This is a genomic window from Caulobacter sp. GW821-FHT10A10 (assembly GCF_059415745.1).
In genome coordinates this window covers 33,133-59,372 of record NZ_JBWKNV010000012.1, presented here as the reverse complement: position 1 = coordinate 59,372, position 26,240 = coordinate 33,133, and the positions used below count along the sequence as shown (strand labels likewise).

Annotated in this window: 15 protein-coding genes; 4 read left to right on the top strand and 11 right to left on the bottom strand. The window is 67.6% G+C overall.

Annotated features, from left to right (window positions below; genetic code table 11):
* Positions 1–35: 35 nt before the first annotated feature.
* A complete protein-coding gene (locus AC07NS_RS24925; protein ID WP_494607692.1) occupies positions 36–185 on the top strand; it encodes a hypothetical protein in 150 nt (49 codons plus the stop codon).
* On the opposite strand, the gene AC07NS_RS24920 is transcribed toward AC07NS_RS24925, so the two are convergent.
* The 3 genes from AC07NS_RS24920 to AC07NS_RS24910 all read right to left on the bottom strand — a co-directional run bounded on the left by AC07NS_RS24920 (position 169) and on the right by AC07NS_RS24910 (position 5,949).
* The gene (locus AC07NS_RS24920) at positions 169–1,491 is read right to left on the bottom strand and encodes an alpha/beta hydrolase family protein (protein ID WP_494607690.1); all 1,323 of its coding nucleotides are present in this window, start codon (positions 1,489–1,491) and stop codon (positions 169–171) included. The two genes, AC07NS_RS24925 and AC07NS_RS24920, sit on opposite strands and share 17 nt — an antisense overlap.
* 14 nt (positions 1,492–1,505) lie before the next feature.
* Positions 1,506–2,630 (bottom strand): endo-1,4-beta-xylanase, encoded by a 1,125-nt coding sequence (locus AC07NS_RS24915; RefSeq protein ID WP_494607688.1) that lies wholly within the window; start codon positions 2,628–2,630, stop codon positions 1,506–1,508.
* Positions 2,631–2,736: 106 nt separating this feature from the next.
* On the bottom strand, positions 2,737–5,949 hold the full coding sequence (locus AC07NS_RS24910; protein ID WP_494607687.1) for a TonB-dependent receptor: 3,213 nt from the start codon (positions 5,947–5,949) through the stop codon (positions 2,737–2,739).
* A gap of 310 nt (positions 5,950–6,259) precedes the next feature.
* Between AC07NS_RS24910 and AC07NS_RS24905 the strand changes: the two genes are divergently transcribed.
* From AC07NS_RS24905 to AC07NS_RS24895, 3 genes are all read left to right on the top strand, one after another.
* Positions 6,260–7,783 (top strand): tryptophan halogenase family protein, encoded by a 1,524-nt coding sequence (locus tag AC07NS_RS24905; RefSeq protein ID WP_494607686.1) that lies wholly within the window; start codon positions 6,260–6,262, stop codon positions 7,781–7,783.
* Positions 7,780–9,294, top strand: a complete 1,515-nt coding sequence (locus AC07NS_RS24900; RefSeq protein WP_494607685.1) for a tryptophan halogenase family protein — start codon at positions 7,780–7,782, stop codon at positions 9,292–9,294. The genes AC07NS_RS24905 and AC07NS_RS24900 overlap by 4 nt, the downstream gene beginning before the upstream one ends.
* 255 nt (positions 9,295–9,549) lie before the next feature.
* The gene (locus AC07NS_RS24895; RefSeq protein ID WP_494607683.1) at positions 9,550–11,013 is read left to right on the top strand and encodes a glycosyl hydrolase family 28 protein; all 1,464 of its coding nucleotides are present in this window, start codon (positions 9,550–9,552) and stop codon (positions 11,011–11,013) included.
* 181 nt (positions 11,014–11,194) lie between these two features.
* On the opposite strand, the gene AC07NS_RS24890 is transcribed toward AC07NS_RS24895, so the two are convergent.
* The 8 genes from AC07NS_RS24890 to AC07NS_RS24855 all read right to left on the bottom strand — a co-directional run bounded on the left by AC07NS_RS24890 (position 11,195) and on the right by AC07NS_RS24855 (position 26,170).
* Positions 11,195–12,076, bottom strand: coding sequence for a hypothetical protein (locus AC07NS_RS24890; protein ID WP_494607681.1), 882 nt, complete (start codon positions 12,074–12,076; stop codon positions 11,195–11,197).
* Positions 12,077–12,300: 224 nt separating this feature from the next.
* Positions 12,301–15,228 (bottom strand): TonB-dependent receptor, encoded by a 2,928-nt coding sequence (locus tag AC07NS_RS24885; protein ID WP_494607679.1) that lies wholly within the window; start codon positions 15,226–15,228, stop codon positions 12,301–12,303.
* Positions 15,229–15,459: 231 nt separating this feature from the next.
* Positions 15,460–17,775: a heparinase II/III domain-containing protein gene (locus AC07NS_RS24880; protein WP_494607678.1), complete on the bottom strand. Its 2,316-nt coding sequence runs from the start codon at positions 17,773–17,775 to the stop codon at positions 15,460–15,462.
* Between the two features lie 71 nt (positions 17,776–17,846).
* Positions 17,847–18,509 carry a putative 2OG-Fe(II) oxygenase gene (locus AC07NS_RS24875; protein ID WP_494607676.1) on the bottom strand — a complete coding sequence of 221 codons (663 nt, stop codon included), beginning with the start codon at positions 18,507–18,509 and terminating at the stop codon, positions 17,847–17,849.
* Positions 18,510–18,670: 161 nt separating this feature from the next.
* On the bottom strand, positions 18,671–21,013 hold the full coding sequence (locus AC07NS_RS24870; RefSeq protein ID WP_494607674.1) for a hypothetical protein: 2,343 nt from the start codon (positions 21,011–21,013) through the stop codon (positions 18,671–18,673).
* Positions 21,014–21,207: 194 nt separating this feature from the next.
* Positions 21,208–24,135, bottom strand: a complete 2,928-nt coding sequence (locus tag AC07NS_RS24865; RefSeq protein WP_494607672.1) for a TonB-dependent receptor plug domain-containing protein — start codon at positions 24,133–24,135, stop codon at positions 21,208–21,210.
* A gap of 335 nt (positions 24,136–24,470) precedes the next feature.
* Entirely contained in the window at positions 24,471–24,749 is a 279-nt protein-coding gene (locus tag AC07NS_RS24860; protein WP_494607670.1) for a GntR family transcriptional regulator, read from the bottom strand.
* The gene (locus tag AC07NS_RS24855; RefSeq protein WP_494607668.1) at positions 24,746–26,170 is read right to left on the bottom strand and encodes a glycosyl hydrolase family 28 protein; all 1,425 of its coding nucleotides are present in this window, start codon (positions 26,168–26,170) and stop codon (positions 24,746–24,748) included. Before AC07NS_RS24855 ends, AC07NS_RS24860 begins: the two co-directional genes overlap by 4 nt.
* Positions 26,171–26,240 lie beyond the last annotated feature (70 nt).

Genomic DNA, 26,240 nt, shown 5'->3' with positions numbered 1-26,240 from the left:
TTAGACCGTTCTTCGCTCGTCGGGAAGGAAACGTCATGGCCAGGTCTTCTGGCGGCGCGCTGAACGGAGCGCATTGGTGGCAGCGCCATCCGATGTTCGCGCTCCTCGTCGGCTGGGTGGTGATCGGCTCGCTGGCCTTCGCCGCCTACCTGCAATGGGGCCCGCGCCTTACTCCGCCCGCCTGAAGGCGCGCTCGGCGACATCCATGAAATAGGGCCAGTTCGGCCCGGGCGTATGCCCCTCCGCGTGCTGGCGGAAGACCAGATCATCGCCTTGCGTCAAGGTCAGGGGCGGCGGAAAGATCTGGCGATCCAGCCCCTGCCCGCCCAGCAGCCGCCAGACCGGCGAGGCCGCAGCCGCGGCCATGAACATGCCCCGCGCATCCACCCAGCCGTCGGTCGCATCCGCGCCCGTTCCGATGAACAGCGGCCGGGGCGCGGCCAGGGTCATCAGGCTGTGGGCGTCCACCGGCAGGTCGTCGGCGCTCAGCGGCCCGGCGTAGCGCAGGAAGTTACCCGCCATCCAGTGGTGCTCACCCACGGCCGCCAGGTTCTCGACCTGCTCGCCGCGCCGGCGCCGATGCAGCTTGGCCCCGCCCTCGCCCGACGAGGCGATGTAGCCGGCCGCCAGGCGCGGCTCGTAGGCCATGGCCAGCAGCGCCGCCTTGCCGTAGCGCGACATGCCGGCCACGGCGACGCGGCGGGCGTCGACCACCGGATCGGCCTCGAACAGGTCGACTACCCGCGACACGCCCCAGGCCCAAGCGCGCAGGGCGCCCCAGTCGTCGGGCGAGCGGGGACGGCCGCGATTGGCCAGGCCGATGATCCCCTCCTGAAGCTTGCCGGGATCGTCGGGCTGGACGCTGGTCGGGACGTAGACGGCATAGGCCCAGCCCCGGGCGATCGCCGCGTCGCGCCAGTCCGGCCCCGAAGGCGGCGCACGACCGCGCAGCCACGGCGGCCCGTCGGGAAAGCCCAGCTCGATCACGCAAGGGACCTTTGCGGCGCTCTCCGGCGCGCCGACCACCAGATCGATGGTCACGGTGCGGCCGTGAGCAATGATGTCGCCGGCCAGCCGCCGCTCGACCACCGCCGCGCCGCCCCGGACGACACGCTCGGTCTTCACCGTCCGCCAGACCGGCGACGGCAGGCCGCGCGGCGCGCGGCCGTGGACCTCGCGGGCGAAGGCCTCGACGATCTGCGGCCGGCGGACCGTCCACCAGGTGCTGGGATCGCGCACCGGCGTCCCGTCCGGCAGGGCCAGGGGATCGGGCAGCAGGCTGAACGGCCCCGCCCTGGCCTCGTCGTAGTTCACCGGGTTGGCGGCGTTCGGGTTCAGGCCGTCGATGCCAGGGCGCAGGGTCGTGATCCCCAGCTGGTCCAGCATCCGCCGATGGGCCTGCTCGCCGCTCAGCACAGCGACCCTGGCGGCGGCCGGCCCGCCGCTCGCCAGGATCACACCTGCACCGGCCAGCAGGTCCCGCCGCCGCAACGCCCTCTCCTCCCCTACCGCGCCGGCGCGGCGGCCAGGGCCGCCGCCACCGCCTCGCGCAGGGGTTTGGGCCGATAGGCGTCGTCATAGAGCGTCGGCCGCTTGGGGGCCTTGTCCTGGCGCAGCCACTGGTTCTGCAGCCACGAGTACTTGTCGACCAGCCCCCAGGCCAAGAGCTCCCTGGTCTGGCGGTAGTCGAGCATCAGATTCAGATACGCCTTGCCATAGGCCGCCACGGCCGCGTCGCGGGCCGCAAAATCCGCAGGCAGGCCCTTGTCGTGCACATCGAACTCGGTCAGCGCCAGGTCGTAGCCCAGGCCCGTCACCGCATCGACGAAGGCCCGCCAGTCCTTCTCCTGCGGCCGGCCAAAGCCTGTGAAGCTGTCGGCGTTCTCGGCCCCGATGTGGCTCTGGATCCCCAGGGCGTCGACCGGGACGTCCCGCTTCCTGAAGCCCTCCAGCAGTTTCAGCACCCCGTAGCGGTGCTTCTCGTTGCCGGCCTCCCAGCTCATGTAGTCGTTGTAGACGAGCCTCGCCTTGGGCGCGGCCTGGCGGGCGGCGTGGAAGGCCAGGTCCAGCACCGGCTCGACCCCGCCCATGGCGTCGGAGAAGACCGTGCGGCGCAGTGCGCCGTCGGTCGGGTCGACGGTCTCGTTGACCACGTCCCAGGAATAGACCTGGGGATAGCGGGCGCAGACCCGGTCGATGTGTTCGGTGATCAACGCCTGGGCCTTGGCGGCCGGCTTGGCGCCGAAGTCGTAGCCCTTCAGCCAGCCGGGAAACCATTGCGGATGATGCCACAGCAGGGTGTGGCCGCGCAGGGCCTGGCCATTCTCGGCCGCGAAGGCGGCGATGCGGTCGGCGCGCTCGAAGGCGAAGGCCTGCTCGGCCGGCCGCAGCACGTACCACTTCAGCTCGTTCTCGGGCACCAGCGCCCCACACTCGGCCGCCAGCAGCGCCCGGTAGCGGGCGTCCTCGAACGAGCCGGTCAGCGAGCCGGGCGCCCCCGCCCCGACGGCGCCGCCGAAGACCAGACCCTTCTTCGCGGCGAGATCCTTCAGCGAGGAGCCGGCGGCCAGGGCCGGCGACGCGAAAGCTGCTGCGCCGGCAGCCAACAACACGCGGCGGCGATTGATCATGGAAGCCTCGCACTCAAAAGAAACCGCGCACCGCCAGGGTAGACGATGCGCGGGGGAAGTCGGCAGGAAGGTGGACGCGCGGCGAGCCGCGCGCCCGGTCGAAGATCTAGAAGCTGGCGCGGAACACGATGGTGTAGCGCCGGTCGTTGACGAACCACGAGCGGCCCGTCTTCAGCAGGTTGCTGTTGAGCACCTGGGTCGTACGGGTGGTCTCGTTCAGCAGGTTCACGCCCTGGACGCCGATCTTCATCTTCGGATTGATCGTGTAGAAGAACGAACCGTCCAGCTGCCCCGTCGCCTCGTTCATGATCGGCGCGTAGGGCACGATCACGTCGCGGACGGTGAGCAGGAAGTCCGAGCGCCAGTTGTAGGCCAGGCGCGCAGACACCGGCCCCTTCTCGTAGATCGCCGCGAAGTTGACGTTGTGCTTCGACAGGCCCTGCAGCGGCAGCTTGCTGGTGTCGACCGTGGTGATGCGGCCGGCGGCCACGTCGGGGTCGGTCGCCGACAGCGTGCTTTGCGGCACCCCGCTGCTTTCGATGTAGCTGTAGTTGGCGTTGATGCCGAACCCGTCCAGCGGCTTGGGCAGGAAGTCGTAGAACTGCTGGTAGCCGATCTCGAAGCCCTTGACCGTGGCCTTGACGTCGGAGTTGCCGGGCTGGGTGACGACCACGTCGAAGGTCGCGCCGTTGTTGGTGAACGGCACGCGGCTGGTCTTGTTGTAGGCGACGTCCGTCAGTTCCTTCCAGAAGGCCGCGAAGGTCAGCGAGCCGACCGGCGCGAAGTACCATTCCACCGAGGCGTCGATGTTCTTGGACTGGGTGGGCTTCAGGTAGGGATTGCCGACGGGGACGTTGCCGCTGGGCACGCCGTTGGTGATGCCGTCGGCGTTGGTGTTGAGGGTCAGGTTGTAGAAGTTGCGGGTCAGGCCGATGTCGGGCGGCGTGATCGTCTTCGACAGGCCCAGGCGATACTGCAGGCCGTGCGGCGCCATGACCTTCAGGTTGAAGCTCGGCAACAGGTAGTCGAACGAGGTCCTGACCCGGCTGGGCACCAGGGCGCCGTTGGCCCATTGGCGCGACGCCGCGCGGACCGCCGGCGTCAGCTGGCAGAACGGCGAGGGCGTCTGCCCGACCGGAACTGTCGCGCAGTCCGTTTCGGTCGGCAGGCTGGAGACCAGCGGGAAGGCCAGGTAGCCGTCGGCGACGCGCTCGGTCGTGGTGTAGCGCAGGCCGACATTGCCACTGATCTTGTAGTCGCCGGTCACGCCCTTGAAGCGCGCCATCAGATAGGCCGACTCGGTCTGTTCGTTGACCGGGTTGATCTCCTGCGGGCGGAAGGGCGTGCCGGAGACGACGTTGCAGCGCTGCGCCAGCGGCACCCAGTTCTGCGGACAGCCGTTGACCAGGCGCGTGCGCCATTCGTCGCCCACCGACAGGGCGAACTGCGAGACCGCCGCGTAGTTGTCGATCAGGTTCTGCGAATAGAACAGCCGCCCGTCGGAGCCGGTGGGGACGGCGACCTTGCCGCGCATGAAGTTGTCGAAGACGTACTTCTCGACCAGGGCGGTGCTGTCGGAACCGCCGGCCGTGGTCGGGTTGCCGTTGATGGCGTCGGTCATCCACACCGGGCCGCCGCTGCCCCAGATCTCGCTGATGACGCCCCAGTTGTAGGCCGAGAAGCGGGTGGTCTGGTCACGCTCGGACCAGCGGACGCCGCCCTTGATCGAGTCGAGCCAGGTGTCGTTGTCGAACTTGTATTCGACGTCGATCTTGACCGCGTCCTCGGTGCCTTCCGACTGCTCGATGTGGTCCATCGCCGAGCGCCAGAAGCTGTTGTACGGGTCGCTCAGGCTGGTGTGCGAGCCTTGGGCGTAGGACGGGCAGCTGGCGCTGTAGGTCGTGCAGGTGACCACCGAGGTGCCGTTGGCCGGCGGCAGGAAGGTCACGGTCGGCGCGTCCGAGCCGTTCAGGGTGATCGCGGCGTTCTGGAACGTCGAACCCCACAGGCCCATGCTGATCGCATCGACCTTGGAATCCACGTGCTGGGCGTCGAACTGGATCCCCCAGTGCTCGTTCGGCGTCCATTTGAAGTTGAAGCCGTAGTCGGTGGTGAGGTTGGTCGTCTGCTCGTCGCGGCGGATGTTGTTCGACTGCAGGCCGTTAATCGGCGTGCGCGGATCCGAACCGGTCTGGTCGGCGCGCCAGCCGGTGGTGCCGGTGATGACGCCGTTCGTGAAGACGCCGTCCTCGTCGAAGGTGAAGGTGGTGCCGGCGGCCGGGCGCGAGTCGCCGTTGCTGGTCACGTTGTCGGTGGCGATCTCGACGGCGTGCTCGGTCCACTTGGTCGTCGACTTCGACCGCAGGTACTGGAACGCGGCCTGCATCGTGCCGTCGTTGCTCCGCCACTGGATGGCGCCGGCCTGGCCCTGGCGCTCACGCTCGTTGGTGGTCGAGCGGAACGCCGCGCCGCGCGGGAACCACACCCCCTTGGTGCCGTTGCCGCAGTCGCCGGTGGTGACGCCCAGGTTGGTGCGGCAGCCGAAGTTCGACACCTGGATGGCGTCGCTGCGGCTGGCCAGTTCTGAGTTCACGAAGCTGGCGAGAACGCCGATCTCGCCGATGTTGGTGTCGAAGCGGTCGCTGTAGAGGAACGAATAGGTCGGCTTCCACTTCTTGACCATGTCGCCGTAGCTGGCCTCGGCCGACAGCGACAGGATGCGCTTGTTGCTGTCGAACGGCAGGCGCGTGCGCAGGTTCACCGTGCCCGAGATGCCGCCCTCGATCAGGTCGGCCGAGGGGCTCTTGAACACGTCGACGCCGCCCATCAGCTCGGACGGCACGTCCGCGAAGCTGAGGATCCGGCCGTTGTTGGCGGTGAAGGTGTCGCGGCCGTTCAGCTCGGAACGCACGAAGTTCAGGCCGCGCACCACGACGCCCGAGCCTTCGACCGAGAAGTGGTCAGGGTCCACGCCGGCGGCGAAACGGTTGATCGACACGCCGGGCACGCGCTGCAGGGCCTCGGTCACCGAGCGGTCCGGCAGGGCGCCGATGTCCTCGGCGGTGATCGAGTCGCCGATGATCTCGGACGACTGCTTCAGCTGCTGGCTGCTCTTGAGGCTCTGCTTGATGCTGGTGACGATCACCTCGTCGACCGTGTCCTCGGTGGCGTCTTTCTTGGCCGCGGTCTGCGCCAGGGCCGATGCGCCGAACACCAGGCTGATCGCCAGGGCCGAGGCCCCGCAGCGCAGGCCGAACTTCAGATTGTCGCCGAGAGTGTGGCGCCCACGGGTCGCGGACGCTCCTTTTGCGGAGCTCATTCTTGTCTTCCTCCCCAGTCCCGGTAGCTCGGTAGCGCTACCATTGGTCATATGTCGAGACCATTATTGGTCTGATGATATGGCAAAGGTCGACCACGTCAAGAGCGTTGAAAGAACTCTGCAATCTGATGCAACGAGACGGTCAATACGCTGTTTTCAATGGACTATTTCTTCACGCCGGACGCCCCGTCGCGCTTTTTTGGCGAAGGCGAGGTGACAAAGGCCGACAGCGTCGTCAATTTACGACCCGCTTGAAACGGTCGAAAAAGGCCGTCCAGACATAAGATCTTCGGGGTGGAAGGGGCTTACCATGTCAGACCAACGGCTGAAGTCCGTGGTCATCGTCGGCGGCGGCACGGCCGGCTGGATGACCGCCGCCGCCCTGGCCAAGACCCTCAGCGCCCAGGGCCTGAAGATCACCCTCGTCGAATCCGAGGCCATCGGCACGGTGGGCGTCGGCGAGGCCACCATTCCGCCGATCCTGACCTTCAACGCCATGCTGGGCCTGGACGAGCGCGCCTTCATGCGGGCCACAAAGGCCAGCTTCAAGCTGGGCATCGAGTTCGTCGACTGGGGCGCGATCGGCGAGACCTACCACCACCCGTTCGGGACCTTCGGCCTCGACCTGGAGGGCGTGAAGTTCCACCAGGTCTGGCGCAAGTTCGCCAGCCAGGCCGGGCCGATCGGCGACTTCAACCTGACCGAGGCCGCCGCCCGCCGCTGGCGTTTCGCCCTGCCCGATCCCGATCCGGCCAAGGTGATGTCGAGCCTGAAGTACGCCTATCACTTCGACGCCGGTCTCTACGCGCGCTTCCTGCGCGGCTTCGCCGAGGCGCGGGGCGTCACGCGAGTCGAGGGCCGGATCGCGCAGGTCGACCAGCACGCCGAGACCGGCTTCGTCGAGGCCGTGGTCCTGGAGGACGGCCGCCGCGTCGAGGGCGAGTTCTTCGTCGACTGCTCGGGCTTCCGCGGCCTGCTGATCGGCCAGGCCCTGAAGGTTCCCTACCAGGACTGGAGCCGCTGGCTGCCCAACAACCGCGCCGTGGCCATCCCGTGCGAGCTGGGCGGCGACGGCCTGACGCCCTTCACCCGGGCCACGGCCCGCGAGGGCGGCTGGCAGTGGCGCATCCCCCTGCAGCACCGCATCGGCAACGGCTACGTCTATTCCAGCCACCATATCGACGACGAGCGGGCGCTCGACACCCTGCTGGCCAATCTCGACGGCCGGCCGACCGACGAGCCCAACTTCCTGCGCTTCACGCCGGGCCGTCGCGAACGGGCCTGGGACAAGAACGTCTGCTCGATCGGCTTGTCGGCCGGCTTCATCGAGCCGCTGGAAAGCACCAGCATCCACATGATCCAGGCCGGCATCACCAAGCTCTTGGCCCTGTTCCCCGGTAACGGCGTCGATCCGCTGGAGATCGACGAATACAACCGCCTGACCGCCGAGCAGGTCGACCGCATCCGCGACTTCGTGGTGCTGCACTTCCACGCCACCCGCCGCGACGACAACGACTACTGGCGCTACCTGTCGTCGATGACCGTGCCCGACAGCCTGGCCCGGCGCATGGAGCTGTTCGCCCATCGCGGCCGCTGGTTCCCCTCGGACTACGACCTGTTCCACGAGCCCAACTGGCTGGCCGTGCTGCTGGGCCAGGGCATCGTGCCGGAGGAGTGGGACCCGCTGGTCGACAGCCTGCCCGACGGCCAGGTGCTGCAGCGCCTCACCCACCTTTCGGCCCTGATCACCCGCACCGCCGAGGCCATGCCCAGCCACGCCGATTTCGTCGCCCGCTACTGCGGCGAGCCCGCCCCCTCAGGAGTTCCCGCATGACGAACGACCGCATCCGCCACGTCGTCATCGTCGGCGGCGGCACGGCCGGCTGGATGACCGCCGCCGCCCTGGGGCGCTTCCTCAAGGACGGGGTCACCAAGGTCACCGTGATCGAAAGCGAGGCCATCGGCACGGTCGGGGTCGGCGAGTCGACCATCCCCCAGATCAACATGTTCAACCGCATGCTGGGGCTCGACGAGGACGACTTCCTGCGCCGCACCAAGGCCACCTACAAGCTGGCCATCGAGTTCCGCGACTGGAAAGAGATCGGCCACACCTACCACCACCCCTTCGGCCCCTACGGCGTCGACATGGAGGGGGTGTCGTTCCACGCCTACTGGCTGCGCTACCAGGCCATGGGCGAGGCCGCCGATCTTTCCGAATACTCCCTGCAATCGCTGGCCGCCGCCCAGGCGAAGTTCCAGCGCCCGACAGGCCAGAAGAACTCGCCGCTGGGCGACATCGCCTACGCCTTCCACTTCGACGCCGGCCTCTACGCCCGCTTCCTGCGCGACTACGCCGAGGCCCGCCACGTGCGCCGCATCGAGGGCAAGATCACTGACGTGAGCCTGCGCGGGACGGACGGCTTCGTGGAGTCGGTGACGCTGGAGGACGGAACGCTCGTCGAGGGCGACCTCTTCATCGACTGCTCGGGCTTCCGGGGCCTGCTGATCGAGGGCGCGCTGAAGAGCGGCTTCGAGGACTGGTCGCACTGGCTGCTCAACGACCGCGCCGTGGCCGTGCCCTGCGTCTCGGGCGGCTCGACCGACCCGGTCACCCGCGCCACCGCCCGCCCCGCCGGCTGGCAGTGGCGGATCCCGCTGCAGCACCGCATCGGCAACGGCTACGCCTTCTCCAGCCAGCACATCAGCGAGGACGAGGCCACGGCCTATCTGCTGGCCAATCTCGACGGCGAGCCCCTGGCCGATCCCAACCTGCTGCGCTTCAAGGCCGGCCGCCGCAAGAAGAGCTGGAACAAGAACGTCGTGGCCATCGGCCTGTCGGCCGGCTTCATGGAGCCGCTGGAAAGCCAGAGCATCCACCTGATCCAGGTCGGCATCTCGCGCCTGCTGGCCATGTTCCCCGACCGCCGGTTCCAGCAGCCCGACATCGACCGCTACAACCGGGTGATGACCTTCGAGTACGAGAAGATCCGCGACTTCCTCATCCTGCACTACAAGGCCACCGAGCGCTCGGACACGCCTTACTGGGACTATCTGCGGGAGATGCCGATCCCCGACTACCTGGCCGACAAGATCGCCGTCTTCGAGAGCCACGGCCGGATCTTCCGCGAGAACGAGGAGCTGTTCAACGACACCTCCTGGTTCGCCGTCATGGTCGGCCAGGGGCTCAAACCCAAGGGCTGGGACCCGATGGCCGACGTCATGAGCGAGGACCTGCTGCGCGCCCGCATGAACGAGATCCGCGCGGTCATCGCCCGTTCGGCCGACACCATGCCCGACCACATGACCTTCGTGGCCGACCGCGTGCGGCAGGCGGCGGCGGCCTGAAGACTCTGGCCGACATCCCGGGCGAAGGCGCCATTTTTCACCGAGCATCCCCGCGAAGGCGGGGATCCAAGCCGAGTCCTTGGACGGCCCACGTCCGCGCCGCATCCTGAAAGCCAGCTTGGATCCCCGCCTTCGCGGGGACAGACGGAGCTGGGGGATCGACGGATGAGCTCCCTGTCCCCTAACCGCTTGCTTGCCTACCCCTCTCGTCATTGATATCGATATCACAAGATCAATAACACGGGCGGGAAACCGATGAGCCACGGGAAGAGACGCGCCGCGACGGCGCTGGCCGCGCTGCTGATGCTGGGCGGAACGGCTCTGGCCGACGAACTGCGCACCTATCCGGTTCCGCCGCAGCTGCTGTACACGGCTCACAACGACGACTTCACCGTCCGCGTGCGCGAGCCCGGCGGCGCCTGGCGCGACCTCTACGAATACCGGGTGCAGGTCGACACCGACACCAAGCAGAACGCCTCGATGGTCTATTTCGACTTCGACGGGACGGTCGAGCTGGAGGTGATGAAGAACAACGGCCGCTTTTCCGAGGTCTCGGTCGCACCGCTGTCGAGCGCCGTGAAGCCCCAGCGCCAGGGCCGGGTCCTGCGCATGACCCTGACCAGGCCCGAGCGCTTTTCGCTGCAATTCGACGACGACCGCCTGCGCAACCTGCACATCGTGGCCGGCGCCCTGCCCCCGCCGCGCCCGACCGGCGGCGACGTCGTCTATTTCGGCCCCGGCTTCCATGCGCCGCCGGCGGGCCTGGACTACTTCCCGGTCAAGTCGGGCCAGAAGGTCTATCTGGACGGCGGGGCGGTGCTGAAAGGCGCCTTCGAGCTTTCCGGCGTCAGCGACGTGAAAATCTCCGGGCGCGGGCTTCTGTGGGATCCAGGCCGGGCGATCGACCTGGAGAAGGCCAGCAACGTCGAGGTCTCCGACCTGATCATCGTCAACAGCGACCGCAAGGACGCCGCCCGGGTGATGAACATCCGCAATTCCGCGAACGTCAGCGTCAGCCAGCTGACCGGCTTCACCTCGGGCAAGTGGTCGGACGGGATCAATATCTCGACCTCGCGCCACGTGACGGTGGCCGACGGCTACCTGCGGGTGTCGGATGACGCCGTCGTGGTCTACGCCGTGGCCGACTGCCCGCTGTGCCGCGCCAAGGCCGCCCAGACCGGCGTTCCCGATCCCAATCCGCCGGGCGACACCTTCGACATCAAGGTCTCGAACATGCGGCTGTGGGTCGACGTCGCCCACGCCCTCTATGTCGGCCACTTCGGCGACAACTCGGACCCGCGCACGATCCGCGACGTGACCTTCGCCAACATCGACGTGGCCAATCTCGACGAGGACGATCCGGACTGGGAGGGCGTGATCGCCGCCTATTCCGGCGACAGCACCCTGATCAGGAACATCACCTTCAGCGACATCCGCGTCGACCGTATCGAGGAGGGCAAGCTGATCAACCTCGTGGCCGGGAACAACCCCCGCTACAACAAGGCGGCGGGGCGCGGGATCGACGGCGTCACCATCCGCAACGTCGCCTTCACCGGCGAGGGCCTGCCCAGCCCGTCGATCATCCGCGGCCTGTCGGCGACCACCGCCATCAAGAACGTCACGATCGAGAACCTGACCATCGGCGGCAAGTCGGTAAAGGCCCCCCAGGACGGCGACATCGCCGTCACCGGCGAGGTGGTTGGCCTGAGGTTCCGGTAGCGATCGTACGCCACGGGCTCCCCCTTAGCCGTCATCCCGGCCGGAGGTCCGCGAAGCGGGCCGCAGAGCCGGGACCCAGGGGCCGCCTCACCGCGCGTGGCCCCTGGGTCCCGGATAAGCCCTGCGGGCTTTCCAGGATGACGAGGCTATTGGCCCGGTAGTTCGGATAACCTGCCGACGCCTACAGCACCCCCAGTTCGACCAGCGCGTCCTCGCCCGCTGGGGCCAGGATGGCGCGGATCGCCTGCTTCTCCTCGTCCGAGAAGAAGGCGTCGCCCCGCCCGGCCACGCCCTTGTTGAGGCGCACGCTCTCCTTGTCGGTCAGGCTGAGCGCCAGGGCCGCGTCGAGCTCGGCCTCGCTGTAGGCGTTGCCTGGATCGACATGGGCGGCGAGCAGGGCCAGGGCCCCGCGCGGGTCGGTGCGCAGCTGCTCATACTTCAGCCACAGGGGCGCTGCCCGCCCCTCGGCCAGGCAGCGCTGCTGGTAGTCGAACCACTGGCCGTAGAACCGCGCGTACCAGAGCGGCGCGATGTGGACGAGGCTGTGGCGGCGCTCGTCGGCGCTCATCTCGTAGTAGCTGCGGCCCGAATGCAGCAGGGCGTCGTCCATCCGCCGACCGTCGGCCTCGGCCTTCTCATGCATGTCGCGCAGGCTGACCAGGGCGTCGAAGATGTTGCGCGAGGCCAGCACCACCGACACCCCGAAGACCTCCAGGATGTCGGTCGCATGGCGGTTGGGGTACATGTGCAGGTGCATCACCGTCGCCTGCGGGCGCTCGCCCTTGACCAGGTGCTGGTTCAGCAGCAGCGGGAAGTACGGGTCGCGGGAGTGGTCGCAGTTGGCGTAGGAGCCGCGCGACAGCCCCGCCTTGTAGTGCTTGCTCAAGAGGTGGATCAGCGCCGTGCGCATGAAGGTGCCGCCGACCTTGGGCGGATAGGACAGCAGGATCTGGCGGTTGCGGACGCCCGCGCTGCGGATCGCGGCCTTGACCGGTTCGTGGATCTCGCCGTCGGCCGAGGGCAGGGAGACCATCAGTCTGTAGACGGTTTCGTAGATCGACATGCTGACCGCTTTCCCGGCCGCCGACTGCGGCCTCACAGGTCAGTTCAGTGTGTTTTTGAGTCCCGCGGATGTGCGCCCGATTACGGTGAACAGCCGGAGCATGTCGCCCCCTGTCGGGCGTATCGGAAGCGTTTCAACCGAGCCCACGCCCCCTTATTCCGGCCAAAAGAAAGGGCGCCGCCTCGCGGACGGCGCCCAGACCTCGGGAGAGGAAAGGATCGGTGCTAGCCGCCGAACTTGTAGCGGAGGCTGATCCCGTAGACCCGGCCGTTCATGAAGTACTGACGCAGGAGGTCGGTGTCGTAGCCGTTGTCCGGCTCGCCGACGTAACGGATCGGGGCCTTGTTGGTCAGGTTCGAGGCCGTCAACGACAGGGTGAGATCGTCGCGCAGGTTGAGGTTCACCGAGGCGTCGAGCAGGCCGTACCCCTTCAGGTAGCGGCCGTCGATCGGGTTGGCCGACACCCCGAACAGCACGTAGTCCGAGCGGTAGGTGTAGACGAGACGGGCCGAGACCTTCTTGTTCTCGTAAAGGCCCGCCAGGCTCCAGTTCTGGTCCGACTGGAACGGCTGGCGCACCTTGACGACCTTGCCGTTGATCAGGATCGGCAGCTCGGTCTTGACCCAGGTGTACGACCCTTGGACCCCGAAATCGTGCAGGAACTCCGGCACGAAGTCGTAGTCGAAGAAGGTCTGGGCCGCGAACTCCACGCCCTTGGCGAAGCCGGGGTCGGCGTTCTGGGTCTGGGTGATGCGGAACTGGCCGGTCGGGCAGTTGTTGGGCGTCACGCCGGTATAGGGCTGCGAGGTCGCCACCGTCTGGCAGCTCTCCACCCCGATCGGGAAGCCGTCGACCTTCTTGTAGAAGGCGGCGGCCGAGACGTAGCTGGTCGAGCCGAAATACTTCTCCAGCGACAGGTCGTAGCTGTAGGCCCGCAGCGGCTCGAGATTGGCGTTGCCCTGGCTACCCGTGCCGCTGGTCAGGTTGACCGACACCGTCGGGTTGATGTCGCCGACGCTGGGACGGGTCAGGCCCTTGCCGAAGCCGAAGCGCAGCAAGAGGTCGTCCTGGATGTAGCCCGTGACGTTCAGGGTCGGCAGGACGTCGGTGTACTCGTTGCTCTTGGTGTTGGGGACGATGACCGAGGTCGTCCCGCTGGTGTCGGTGACCCTGGCCTCGGCGTCGAGGTTGGTGCGCACCACCCGCACGCCGGCGTTGCCGCGGATGCGGTCGTCCAGGAAGGCGAAGTCGACCACGCCGTAGGCGGCCAGGGTCTCTTCCACCGCCTTGCGGCGCGACAGCAGCACCTCGGGCAGCGAGTCCTCGGACGGGATGCCGGCCAGGGCGAAGCGGTTGCGGACATTGTCGCCCAGCAGGGCGTCGGGCGAGAAGGTCAGGAAGCCGCCGCCATAGCCGGCCTCGCCGTCGAACCAGTTGGTGTGCGAGCCCTCGACCAGGTCCTGCACGGTCGAAGCGAGGATGCCGTTCGACTGGGTGGCCGTCAGGGCCAAGCCGTCGGTCGTCAGGTTCTTGCCGCTGAAGGAGTAGTTGTAGAACTTCGACTTCTTCCGGTAGTAGCGCGCGCCGAACTTCACATCCTTGATGAAGCTGTCGTGGATGCGCAGCTTGCCGTCGAACTGGGCGGCCAGGCCGGCGTCGTCATAGACGTTGTTGGTGCCGTTGGCGTAGTTGACCAGCACCCAGTTGGCCGGATTGGCCAGGTCCGGACCGCTGATCGAGACGGTCTGCGGCGTGCCGATCGAACGCTTCACGTCCCAGGTCAGGCCCGCCTTCGGCGTCATCGTCACCGAGCGGTTGTCCTGGCTCTGGTCGGCCTTCACGTAGGAGAGGTCGGCCTTCAGGTCGAGGTCGTCGGTCGGCGACCACTTGGCGCCGCCGGCCAGGATCCAGGTCTCGTACAGGCGATGCTCGTCGCCGCCGATCGAGCTGAAGGTCGAGCCCAGGAACGTGCCGCTGGAAAAGCGCTGGCCGGCCAGCACCTCGTCGGTCCCGCCGTTGCTGTTGCGGTTGGCCAGGCCCTCGGTGGTGCTGAAGCCCGTCGTCGTCAGCCCCTGGACGTAGCGGCTGTCCGAGCCGTTCAGGAACCGATAGCTCTGGTGGTAGAGGTAGGAGTTGTAGTTGCCGTCGACATAGAACTCGAGGCCCGGACGCACCTTCCACTGGAAGGCGCCGGCGAAGCCCTTGCGGGTGCGCTGGATGTCCTCTTCGTTGATGTTGATCTGCACGCCGGCCATGTTGACCAGGTTGGCGCGGTCGGTCGCCGACATGGCCAGGGCCTGGGCGTCGGTCACCGAGATCAGGCACGAGACGTCGGAGCGGCCGGTATAGCTGGCGTTGTAGGCCGAGCCCAGATTGGTCGCGTTGCAGTCGCCGCTGTCGGCCCGCGCCACGCGGCGCAGGTTCGTGCCGCCGGGGCCAGGCGCGTTGTCCGAGCGGTTCCAGCTCTTCTGGTAGTTGGCGCCGAGCAGCAGGCCCATCTCGCCTTCGCCCACGTCCCACTTGTGCGAGATCAGGCCGAAATATTCCGGCTGCATCTGCTGGACCATGTCGTTGTAGCGGCCCGAGATCGCGACGCTGCCCGACATCTTGGGCAGGTCGAGCGGGCGGCGGGTCTTGATGTCGATCAGGCCGCCGATGCCGCCCTCGATGTGCTCGGCCGAGGGGTTCTTGTAGACGTCCAGGCCGGCGATCATGCCGGGGATGGCGCCCTCGATGTTGAACTCGCTGCCGCCGGCGGTGAAGTAGGAGCGGCCGTCCACCTGCGAGGCGGTCTGGCCCGACAGGCCGCGGATGGTCAGGCCCGAGCCGACCCCGACCGGCGAGGCGCCCTCGCCGCCGTAGCGGTAGCCCTGCACGCCCGGGATCCGGGTCAGGGTCTCGGCGACGTTGGGATCGGGCAGCTTGCCGATGTCCTCGGCGCGGATGGAGTCGACGACCTCCATCGTGTTCTTCTTCACCTGCACGGCCGACTGCAGGCTCTGGCGGATGCCGGTGACGACCACCGCCTCGACGGTGTCCTCGGCGGCCGGCGCGGTCGTGGTCGTCTGGGCATGAGCCAGGCCGGCCGCGCCCAGGACGACGGCGGCGGTCGATGCGGTCAGCAAAAGCCGCGCGCGGAATTCGGTTCGCATGGTTTCCCCTCCTGCGAGACCTGCGCCCGATACGCTAGCGCGGTCTGTCTCGTCCCGCCTCACGCGGGCTCTCCTGTTGGCGTCGAGCGCTTGGCGCGCCCTGTTTCACTCCCGAGCAGGCGACGCGCTCGAACGGCGCGCCTTACCGGCTACATCTCGATTGTTATCGATATCATTTGCAGCTTGCAACTCTTTTGTCTGACAAATGCGACAATAGGTCTCAGAGGTTTCTCAGCGCGGCGGAAGCGAGCGTCGGGCCAGGGCCGCATCGCTCTCGCAGGCCTTTGCGGCGCCGTCGATCCTGACCGTCTTGGCCCCATCGCAGGCCAGGCGAACGGCGTAGGTCGGCTGGCCCTGGATGCTGGCCTCGACGCCCTGCCCCGTCCGGGTCTTGACCACGAAGGCCTTCGAAAGACTGTCCAGCTCCACCTTGCCGTCGCGGCGCAGATAGCTGCCGTCGGCCACGAACCACCGCTTCGGCTTCTGCGGCGAGCCGCCCTCGGGATAGGTCAGGGCCAGGATATAGGCGTCGGTCTGCCAGCCGCCGAGCTCGGCGTTGGCGTTGCGGTGGCGGATGCGGCCGTCGGCCAGCAGGTTGAGATAGACCTCGGTCACCTCGCCCTTCTGGGTGATCCGCGTCATCAGCCAGTCCTTGCCCTCGACCCGCTCGATCTTCGGCGCGGGATCCGGACCATTGGGCGTCAGGGCGACGACGAACTTGGTGCGGTCGGTGACGCCCGGCGCCTGCAGGCGCAGATAGGCTTGCGCCTCGTCCGGCGCGTGATCCTTCAGCCCCTTGCCCTCGGCCATCCGCAGCAGTTCGGGATAGTCGCTGAACAGCCCGCCGTCGGGCAGGGTCTGCGGGAACAGCGGCTGCACGGCGATCTCGGCCTCGCCGTTCTTGACGGTGATCACCTGCCCCTGGCGCTTGGCCTCGCCCTCGTAGTGCAGCAGCCATTCGAACCGGCCAGGCTTCCAGCCCTTCAGGTCGTCGATGACCAGGATGGTGTCGCCCACCCACAGGAAGCTGCGGTACTTGCGCTCGAAGGTCGCCGCGTTCGGTCCCGTGGCGTCGGCCCAGACGAAGCGCAGGTCGCCGGCGTCGACCAGGTGGTCCACCCGCCCCACGAAGTGCGAGCCGTTGTAGGTGTTGCTCTCCGGCTCGGCCTGGCCGTCCAGCGTCACGACGTTGTGGGCGACGCCCTGACGGTAATAGCCGTCGTATTCGGGCCGGGCGTAGCTGCTGTTGCCGGAGTCGATCAGCAACTGCTTGCCCTTGTGCCAGAGGATGAAGCTGCCGGCGTCGGCGTGGTTGTGGTTCCAGGTGAAGCCCGAGCGCAGCGCCAGGAAGGTGGCGTCCGGGGCCCAGGACGAGCGCAGGGTCGCCGCCCCCAGATCATCGTCGATCCAGCTGGTCGGCAGGCCCGGCCCCTTGCCGACCGAGGCCCAGGTCTTGAGCGAGGGCCACTGCACCAGGTTCTCGGGCTCGGCGAAGACGTCCTGCTTGGGGTCGGGGCGGACGGTGTTCAGGTACCACAGATAGCGGCTCTGCTGATCGCCCGTCGCCCACAGGTTGGCGATGGCGCTGGCCCCGCTGGAGGTCGGATTGCCGTCGCCGAAATTGGTCGACAGGAAGCCGCCGGTCGTCGGGTAGAGGTTCTGGATGAAGTAGTCGCCCAGGCCCGCCAGGCGCGGCGTCGCCGCCGGCTTTTCCTTGAAGGCGTCCAGCCAGGCGCGCTTGAAGCGCAGGTAACCCTCGGCGGCGAAGTCGGCGTAGTTGACGCTCTCGACGAAAGCCCCGTTCGAGGCGAAGTGCTGCGGCTTGGTCTCGATGGCGCTGCCGTCGTAGTTGGCCCACTCCTCGGCGGCCTCGTCGATGCGGCGGATCCAGCCGTCGGCCTGCGGCTCGTCGGTCTTGATCGCGATCGCCGCCACGCCCGCGCCGAACACGATGTGGCTGAACCAGTTGTGGCCCATGGTGTCGAGGCTGTGGATCCGCGCCTTGCCGTCCACCCAGTCGTTCAGGGTCGGGGCGATCGCGCCCTTGACAAGGGCCTTGGCCAGGCGGTCGCGCTCGGCCGGGGTCAGGGCGTCGTGGATGGCGTCGAACGTCAGGCCATAGGTGTAGGCGCTGGTGCCCATGCCGAGGTCGGAGTTCCACACCGGGTCACGGGCCAGCAGCGGCTTGTCGGTCACCCAGTTGGCGCGGCCGGCATAGATGTCGAGCAGGGCCTTGGCGCGGTCGGCGTATTTGCGTTCGCCGGTCATGCGGTAGGTCAGGGACAGGCCCATCAGCGCCGCGTTCAGTTCGCGGTCGTTGGCCGGCTTGCGCGCCAGGGCCGCGTCGGCGTCGGCCTTCGCCTTGGCCCAGGCGGCCTTGGCGGCGGGGTCATCGGCGACGCGGGCCTTGAACTGGGCGACGTGGGCGTCGCTGAAGGTAAGATAGGGATGGCCCGACTTCAGGGTCTGGGCGCTGGCCCCTCCCGCCGCCAGGAGGCAGGCCGCCAGGGCCAGGCCGGACACCGTCTGCTTGATCAGGCTCTTCACGCGCAACACTCCCCGCAAGCTCTTCCGGCTTGCGATTATGATATCGATATCAGAACAAGGTGCAAGCGGCCTCAGGCCAGGGCCAGGTTCACGGCCATCGACCGGCGCACGCCCGGGCTGCGGAACGGGTAGACGCAGTGCAGCATCCATGACGGCCACAGGTAGAAGTCGCCGACCACCGGCTTGACCGTGAACAGGTTCTTGACCCCCACGGCGCTGCGGCTGTCGATGAACTGCAGGCAGCCGGCCGTGTTCTGCCGGGCCTTGTCGGCCGCGAACTCGGCTTCGTAGCCGGGCGGAACACGCAGGAAGCCGACGCTGGAATAGAGGCAGCCCTGGTGGAAATGGGCCGGGTTGTAGTCGCCGGCGACCATGTCGTTGATCCAGCCTTCCTTGATCTCGATGCGCAGCTTTTTCGCCTCGAACTCCTCGGTCCGCTCGTAGTCGGAGAAGTGCATCAGGGCGTTCTCGCACCGGTAGGTGAAGGTGCGGGCCACGTCGTAGAGGAAGTCGGCCAACTCGCCCGTCTCGCGGATCACGTCGGTGAAGCGGATCTCGGTGCTGACCGCCCCGGCCAGATGGGCCGACCAGTCGCGGGCGGCGATCTCTTCCCGACTGGCGACGATCTCGTCGATGCGGGCGTTCAGACGCTCGACCAGGGCCGGCGGCATCGTCGCCTTGATGATCGTCGGACTGAACGGCGCGACCAGCCGCAGGTCGTGGTCGTGGGTCATGGCCGCTCCCTCCTTTCGTCATCCCGGGCGAAGGACCGCGCAGCGGTCCGCAGACCCGGGACCCAGGGGCCAAGGGCGGTGCGCCGGCCCCTGGGTCCCGGCTCTCCGCTTCGCTGCGGCCGGGATGACGAGGAATTTCCGAGCAGCGTCACGTGAGACCCCTACCGCCCCGGCGACCAGATCACCGTCGTCGCGCCCGGCGCCAGGGTCAGGCTCGCGGCGTCCGGCGCGATCTTGCGCTTGGTGACCAGATCGACCCGCGCGCCCGCCGTCTTGGGCAGGTCGACGACCACCGCCTTGGTCCCGGCGTTCATGGCGATGCGGTAGGGACCATAGGCGGCCTCGTAGTACTGGCCGCGGCCGGCATAGGGGTTGTCCTGGTCCTTGTAGCGGGCTTCGGGCGGCCCCTTGGCCACCGGCAGCACCTCGCCCTCCAGCGCCGCCGGCGCTTCGCCCGGATAGGCGACGATCGGGATCGAGCCGGCCGAGATGTGCGGCGTCGCGCGGCGCACGCAGGTCTTGCCGCTGGGCTCGAAGTCCACCCGCGCGGCGATAGTGGCGATGCGGTCGACGGTCGGGGTCTGGTAGTGGAAGCGCGCCAGCCGGTTCACCCCGCAATTGGCCCGCCAGTAGAGCGAGGCGTACAGCACCTCGTCGCCGTTCTTGATCGCCACCACCCCGTCCTCGGGATCGGCGAACACGAAGTCGGGCTGGCCCGGCGTCATCGGCAGCTTCACGGCCGACTTCGGCCAGGCCTTGACCGCCAGCCATTCGTCATAGGCGTCCAGCAGGCCGATGGTGGTGCGCTGGTTCCTGTCCTTCAGGCGGTCGCGCAGCACGGCGTAGTATTGGCCATCGTCCAGGGCCTGGCGGGCGATCGCCATCAACTGCGGATCGCGGGTGGCGACGGCCACCTGGAACGGCGTGTTGTCCCAGCCCGACTTCTGCACATAGGTGGTCGCGCCCGGATAGACCGGATCGCGCCAGCCGATCGGCGCCTCCAGCAGCATGGTGCGCGCGCCCTCGGCGTCGATCCCCGGATAGCGGAAGGCCATCCGCGCCCGGGCCATCTTCAGCAGCTGCTCGCGCAGCGCCGGGTCGCCCTGCCCGCCCCCGGCCGCCGTGGCCTCGTAGATGGCGGTCGCCCAGTCGAGGATCTCGCCGTAGCTGCCCACATAGCCCAGCTCCTTGGAGAGCCCGGCCTGGGTGAACAGTCGATAGTCGTTCGCCGAGCGGAAGCTTCCCGTATCGGCGGCCGAGCTGGAATAGGTCGGCTTGCCGGCGCCATCCAGGCTGCCGGTCCAGGGGATCAGGCCCATCGACTCGTGGAAGAACCGCCGCACCGCCGGCTCGGGCCGGGCCAGGGGGCTGGCCAGCGACCGCAGGCCCTCGTTGCTCCAGTAGATCCCCAGGTCGACGATCATCGACTGGTTCGTATAAAGCCGCCGATGGGTCTCGATGTAGTCGAGCCCGGCGTCCAGCATCCGCGCATAGGCCTCGCGGCGGGTGATCGGCGCCCCGTCCACCCCGGCGACGGGCGCGTCGAGATAGGGGGCGAGGTCGGCCTGCATCAGCCGCAGCGCCTTGCCGAACGCGCCCAGCGCGTCCCAGTCGGCGTTGGTGCGGCTGGCGTCGACATAGACGCTTTTCGGATCGGCCAGGAACCGCGCGTAGAAGGCGTCGCCGCTCTCGACCAGCTTGCGGGCCACGGCCGGATTGTCGTGCGCCTTGGTCCAGGCCAGGGCGTGGGCGCGGGCCAGGAACGGCGTCTCCAGCACGTTCAGCGGCCCGGGTTTGGCCAGCAGGCGGTCGATCTCGCGGTTCACCCGGGCCTTCAGGTCGTCCAGCACCTCCGGCCCCACCGAGGGCTTGCCGGCGATCGGCGGCACCTCACCGCTCGCATCGCCGCTGTCGAGGAACGGGTCGGCGTGCACATAGAGCGCGTAGATCGGCCGCGAGGCCTGGACCATCGGCTTCTGGAAGCTCTCGAACTGCTGGGTGTAGACCGCGAACGGTCCGCTGGCGCGGATCGCGCAGTCCAGCCGCGAACGGCTCTTGGTCAGGGCGATCGGCAGCGGGAAGGTGCGGTAGGTGAAGCGCCCGGCGAAGGGCGGGGCCTGGGTTCCGATGTCGAGGATCTCGACGTCGCCCAGATGGCGATAGCCCACCTGCCTGCCGTCGCAGAACAGCACCAGCTTGCCGTCGTTGACGTCGCCGCCCCACAGCCGGATCGAGGCGTAGTTCTGGATCGCCGGATCGACCGCCAGGCTGAACTTCAGCTCGCCGCTGAAGCGTTCGCCCGGTCCGGCCGGCGGCAGGCGGCGAGCGGCGATCCCCAGGCCGCCGCTCACCAGTTCGCTCGCCTTGGCGTCGACCGCGTGGGCGGTTTCGGACGCCGCGTCGCCGAAGGTGATCTTGTCGATCAGCGGGGTCGCGGCCTGGGCCTGCGAAGCGATCAGGCCCAGCAATGCGCTAACGCCGAGGATCAGGTGATGTCGGGTCATGCGCTGCTCGTGGGTCTGAAGCTGGGAGATCCGGAACGCTTCTCGATATCGCCCCGGATCCGTCTTTCCCCGCGCAGGCGGGGACCCAAGCTGACTGTCAGGATGAGGCGCGGCCGTGGATCAGCCGCAACCTCGGCTTGGATCCCCGCCTACGCGGGGATGCTCGGTGAAAAATGCTGGTCCGGACCAAGGTCCTAGAACTGCGTCCGGATGGTCAGCCAGACCGAGCGAGGGGCGTTGCGCTTGATCAGGAAGCCCGACTCCGGCAGCTGCTCGACGACGTCGTAGACCTGCACGTTGGTCGGAAGGTTGGAGCTGATCATCGCGTCGTAGGCAGAGATGTACTGGTCGTTCAGCACGTTGCGGACATCGAGGGTGATCAGGGTCTTGTGGTCCTTCAGACCCTCGTACTGCACCGAGATGTCGAGGTTCTTCTGCTCGGGCAGATAGCGATGGTCGAGCGAGTTGGTGTTGACCTTGCGCACGTCCATCCAGCGGTGGCGGGCGTTGAAGCGGAAGTCCTTGTAGCGGTACGAGACCGTGTTGCTGACCGTCCACTTGGGCGAGCGCGCCAGGATGCCGGAGTCGACGCGCAGCACGTCGTCGGCCGCGCCCAGGCCGTTGGCCCCGACGTTAAGCCAGTTATAGGCCTCGGTGGTCTTGCCGTTCAGATAGGTCACCGAGGCGTCCCACGACAGGTTCCGGGTGATCTTCCACTTGGTCCAGCCCTCGACCCCGCGCGTGAAGTACTTGTTGAAGTTCTCGGGCAGCAGGTAGGTCGAGACGTTGTCGGTATCGATGCCGGTCGGATAATCGTTCACGGCGAAGTTCTGGTAGAAATAGGTGATCTGGCCGTTGAACCGGCGATCGCCGAAGGTGTAGGCGGCCTCGTGGCCCTTGATGTAGGCCGTGGGGCCGAGCGGGCGCACCAGCGTCGCCGCCGTCGAATAGCGGTTGATGATGCCCATCGAGGGCTGCTTGGCGTCGGTATAGCGGTAGTAGATCTTGTTCCGGCTGTCGAAATTGTAGCCCAGCGCCACGCTGTAGTCGAAGAGCCCCAGGTCCTTGTCGGCCCCGATCACCTTCGACGCCGTCCTGGTCATGTAGACGTTGTCGTAGACCGTCAGCGGATCGCCATCGAGGCCGCCGTTGGTCAGCGAGCTGGCGCCCGAGTTGCGGGTGTCCCAGGTTTCCGACGAGGTGCGGGCGTGGAAGTACTGGTACTTGATGCTGGCGTTGAAATCCCAGTGCTCGTTCGGCGCCCAGGCAAAGCCCGCATAGGGCGACAGCTCCATGATCCGCGCGCGCTGCGAGACGGTGGTGAACAGGCCGCTGCCGTATGAGCCCCAGCCGCCGGCGTCGGTCAGCTGATAGCTCGTGCCGCCGTTGGTCACGTACTTGACGTTCAGGTTCTGCACCTGGCCGTCGGCCCAGGCCGACACCCCCAGGCCGTTGGCCCAGTTGTCGTTCACCTGCTCCGAGCGCGAGACGTAGAGGCCGCCATTCACGCTCCAGGTCTCGCCGCGATAGGTGGCCGTGAAGTTGCCCATGTAGTCGACGGATTCACGGTAGTTGTCCTCGGCCCGGGTCAGCAGCACCAGGTCCTGCGAGCTCGTGCCGGTGGGCACGGTGCCGGAATTGTAGCTGCCGTCGGCGCTGGGGATGGTGGCCGTGACCAGGCCGCCGCGCATGTCGATGTCGCGGTTGGGCAGGGTGTTGCCGACGATGCACAGGCTGGCGGTCTGGAAGGTGGTGGCCGTCACCCGCGGACAGGCTGCGCCCGTGCGGTAGTTGGTCCCCAGCTGCGAGCCGGCCACGTTGTTGGCGACGCGGGCCACTTCCTGGCCGGCGGCGTTGGTGAACACGTAGTAGCCCGGCGTGCGGTCCAGGTTGTTGATGTTGAGGCCGAAGCGCTCGCGCGTCGCCGCCGCCGAGCCCAGCGAGGCCAGGCCCTGGGGCTTGTAGGACTGCCCGCGATAGGTCGACTTCTGGATGCGCGCCGAGCCCGTGAAGGTCAGCCGCTCGCCCATGTCGTGGTTCCAGCGCAGGCCCAGGGCGTCCTGCTTGTAGCGATAGCCCGCCGACGGATCGAGGGTGTGCGTGCCGCTGGTGAAGTAGTTCGGGACCGTCTGCTTGCCGCCGTTCATGAACAGGTTCACGTCGCGGCCGAAACCCGGGATCTCCTGGGGGTCCTCATAGCCGTAGGTCGGCTGCTGGAAGGTGGTCAGCTCGGCGTTGGTGTCGTCCAGGTGCTTGTAGATGACGTTGAACGAGCCGCTGCCATTGGCGGTGTCGTAGTCCTTGTACAGGTTCACCTTGAACTGGCCGCCGCGGTTCAGGTCGAAGCCCGGGTCCACCTGGCCGTTCGAACGGCGGTAGAAGCCGCTGACGCCCAGGCCCATGTCGCCGGCGTCGTTGACCCAGCCATAGGCGGCGTCGACCTGTTTCCACGACAGGTGCAGGTCTTCGCCCTCGAAGCCCACGCGGGTCTGGATCATGCCGCCCGGCTTCACCTTGCCGGTGATGTAGTTGAAGGTCGAACCGATCCCGGTGGTGACGCCAGTCGCCGACGAGCCGCCGCGCACCGACTCGACCCGGCTGGTCGAGATGTCGGCGCGGTAGAAATAGCCGTCCTGGAAGCCGCTGAACTTGAACGGCACGACCGGCAGGCCGTCCTCCAGGATCGTCGTCCAGAAATAGCCCGAGGTGTTGGCCCCGGTGCCGATGGTCATGCCGCGGGTGAAGACCTCGTTGCGGGCCACCCCGTCGTTGGACTCGACCACCACGCCGGGCATGTCGCGCAGCATGTCGTCGGCGCTGATCGGCGTGAACTTGCTCATGTCGTCTTCGTTCAGCACCGAGAACGAGACATTGGCCTTCTTGGCGGCCGTGCCGACCATGACGCCGGTGACCAGCACCTCGTCGACGGCCGTGGGCTCGACCGTCTCGACCGGCGCGGCCTTGGCGACGGCGGCCGGCGCCGTCTTCGTCGCCTCGGTCGCGGCCTGGGCGTGCGCGGCGGCCGCGAACGACATCGCGCTCGCGCCGGCGGCCAGGGCCAGAACCATGTGAGAAACCTGCAGGGCGCGGTTGCATCCGCGCTTAGGGCCGAGACCAGCCATCCTATCCTCCCCTTCGGACTTTCAGCCCGACCTCGCCTCGCGGCGGGGCCGGCGCGCCGACCGCCTTGTCGTGTTCGAGAGCGCTCCAGGCGCCCCGATCGGCTTGTTGTTATCGATATCAGCGCATTTTAAGCACTGTCAACGGGGTTTCGGCGCCGACATGTCGGAAACATTCACACCACATGATCGCGCGATGAGCGGCGCTGGCTCAGCAATCCCGGCAGCTTTCGATCAGCAATACGACGTCGCCCGCTACGTGCGATCAGCACAGCGCCGGATGAAAACTTCAGGATGTACGCGGCACGACGAATTCACGACCGGTCGCGCCATCGATTTCATGCGTGAAGCGAGCTTTCACCTGTACAGTCGCGCGCCTTCACCACTGTTCCATGCCTGGGCCGGCGCGAGATCAGATCGTCGGCCGCCAGCAGGTCGAGGGCGGCCCGGACGGTGATCCTGGCCACCGTGAAGCCGCTGGCCAGCTCGCGCTCGGTCGGCAGGCGACGCTCGCCGTCGAGGATCGCCGCCCGCAGCCGATCGGCCAGCTGCCGGTACAGCGCCACGCGGCCGGTCCGCTTCAGCGGCGCCCAGAAGAGGCCAGGCGAAGCGGTCACTTGAAGCTCACCCCTTCGACATTGGGGCCGATCTCGATCACGGCCGGATCGGCCGCCTTCAGCCGCTTGCCGCCGATCGTCACGTTCTCGAAGCGGATGTTCCTCACCGGCCGGTCGGGCCCGTAGCCCGAGAGCGTCGAGGGGCTGGGCCAGCCGTCGCCGGTGAAGTCGATGTCGCGGAACGTCACCCCGTCGACCAGCAGCCCCGGGCTCGTACCGTACTTGGCGTTGAACACCGTGCGCACGTTGAAGAGCTTGCCCTCCTCGATCTGGTCCACCCGGATCCCGTCGAACACCACGTTTCGCACCGTGTTGGTGTCGCCGGCGCTGATCGCCAGCGCGCCCTGGTATTCGGGGTCGTCCTCGTCGAGGCCCAGGATGTCGATGTTCTCGAAGCGCAGGTCCTCCAGCACGTTGGGCTTCTCGCTGTCGCCGTGCAGGCCGATGAACACCGCGTGGGCGACGTCGGGCCAGAAGATCGAGTCACGCACCCGCACCCGGCGGGTGTCGCCCTTGCCGTTCTTGCGGGTGGCGTAGACCGCGACGCTGTCGTCGGAGGTGCGGATGAAGGCCCGCTCGACGGTCACGTCGCTGCAGGCGAAGACGTTGATCCCGTCCGACCACGACCCGTTGGACAGGGTCCGGATGTCGCGGAAGGTCACGTTGCTCGACGAGGCGCAGGCGATCGTGCCGTGCTTGGGGGTCAGGAAGGTCAGGCCCTCGACGGTGACGTTCTTCGAATCCTGGACCACCAGCTGCTCGGCCGGCCGGTCGATGATCCCCCGGCCGATGATGCGTACGTTCTCGACGCCCTCGGGCTTGAAGGTCCCCTGCAGCACGGCCCCGCCAGCCACATAGATCGTCTGGCCCGATTTCACCGGAAAGAACTGGCCGCCGCCGGGCGGCGTATGCAGGCCGGGCTCGTAGAACACCACGTCCGGCCCCGGCGCGGGCCGCTCGATCGGCGCGCCGGCGAAGATCAGCAGGTTGTGCAGCCGGTCGCCGTCGAACTCGACCGACAGGTTCTGCGGCTTGTCGATCGTGAAGGTGACGATCCCCTTCTCGAGCTTGGGCGTGATGGCGTTGCGCGTCGGGCGCACCTCGACGCGCTTGAAGTCGCCGTTGTTCTTGCGCACCCCGATCTCGACCGGGCCCGTGAAGTCGAACTGCACCACCGACACGTCGCTGGGCCCATCGGAATCGACCTTGGCGGTGTATTCGTAGAGGTCGCGCCAGGGGCCGCCCGGCTTGCGCACCCGCACCGTGAACGCATCGTTGTGCATGGTGTAGAACAGCCCGCCTGGCGGCAGCGGATGGATCGTCAGGCCGGGGGTTTCGTCCGCCAGGGCCGCGCCCACGGCAAGAGCGCTCAGCGCGGCGGCGGCGAGCAGGGCCGGAATTCCACGAGCAGGCGAACGCATCCTTGTCTCTCCCCTGGTCGACGCTCTGGCGCGGCGTCTTGATTGCCCCGGACGACCGGCGCCTCGAAAG

What these genes read in the sequence shown, in the direction of transcription:
- AC07NS_RS24895 (WP_494607683.1), top strand. Translation starts at nt 9,550, where the DNA reads ATGAGCCACGGGAAGAGACGCGCCGCGACGGCGCTGGCCGCGCTGCTG.
- AC07NS_RS24865 (WP_494607672.1), bottom strand. Translation starts at nt 24,135, where the DNA reads ATGGCTGGTCTCGGCCCTAAGCGCGGATGCAACCGCGCCCTGCAGGTT.
- AC07NS_RS24900 (WP_494607685.1), top strand. Translation starts at nt 7,780, where the DNA reads ATGACGAACGACCGCATCCGCCACGTCGTCATCGTCGGCGGCGGCACG.
- AC07NS_RS24870 (WP_494607674.1), bottom strand. Translation starts at nt 21,013, where the DNA reads ATGACCCGACATCACCTGATCCTCGGCGTTAGCGCATTGCTGGGCCTG.
- AC07NS_RS24885 (WP_494607679.1), bottom strand. Translation starts at nt 15,228, where the DNA reads ATGCGAACCGAATTCCGCGCGCGGCTTTTGCTGACCGCATCGACCGCC.
- AC07NS_RS24875 (WP_494607676.1), bottom strand. Translation starts at nt 18,509, where the DNA reads ATGACCCACGACCACGACCTGCGGCTGGTCGCGCCGTTCAGTCCGACG.
- AC07NS_RS24905 (WP_494607686.1), top strand. Translation starts at nt 6,260, where the DNA reads ATGTCAGACCAACGGCTGAAGTCCGTGGTCATCGTCGGCGGCGGCACG.
- AC07NS_RS24915 (WP_494607688.1), bottom strand. Translation starts at nt 2,630, where the DNA reads ATGATCAATCGCCGCCGCGTGTTGTTGGCTGCCGGCGCAGCAGCTTTC.
- AC07NS_RS24855 (WP_494607668.1), bottom strand. Translation starts at nt 26,170, where the DNA reads ATGCGTTCGCCTGCTCGTGGAATTCCGGCCCTGCTCGCCGCCGCCGCG.
- AC07NS_RS24910 (WP_494607687.1), bottom strand. Translation starts at nt 5,949, where the DNA reads ATGAGCTCCGCAAAAGGAGCGTCCGCGACCCGTGGGCGCCACACTCTC.
- AC07NS_RS24890 (WP_494607681.1), bottom strand. Translation starts at nt 12,076, where the DNA reads ATGTCGATCTACGAAACCGTCTACAGACTGATGGTCTCCCTGCCCTCG.
- AC07NS_RS24925 (WP_494607692.1), top strand. Translation starts at nt 36, where the DNA reads ATGGCCAGGTCTTCTGGCGGCGCGCTGAACGGAGCGCATTGGTGGCAG.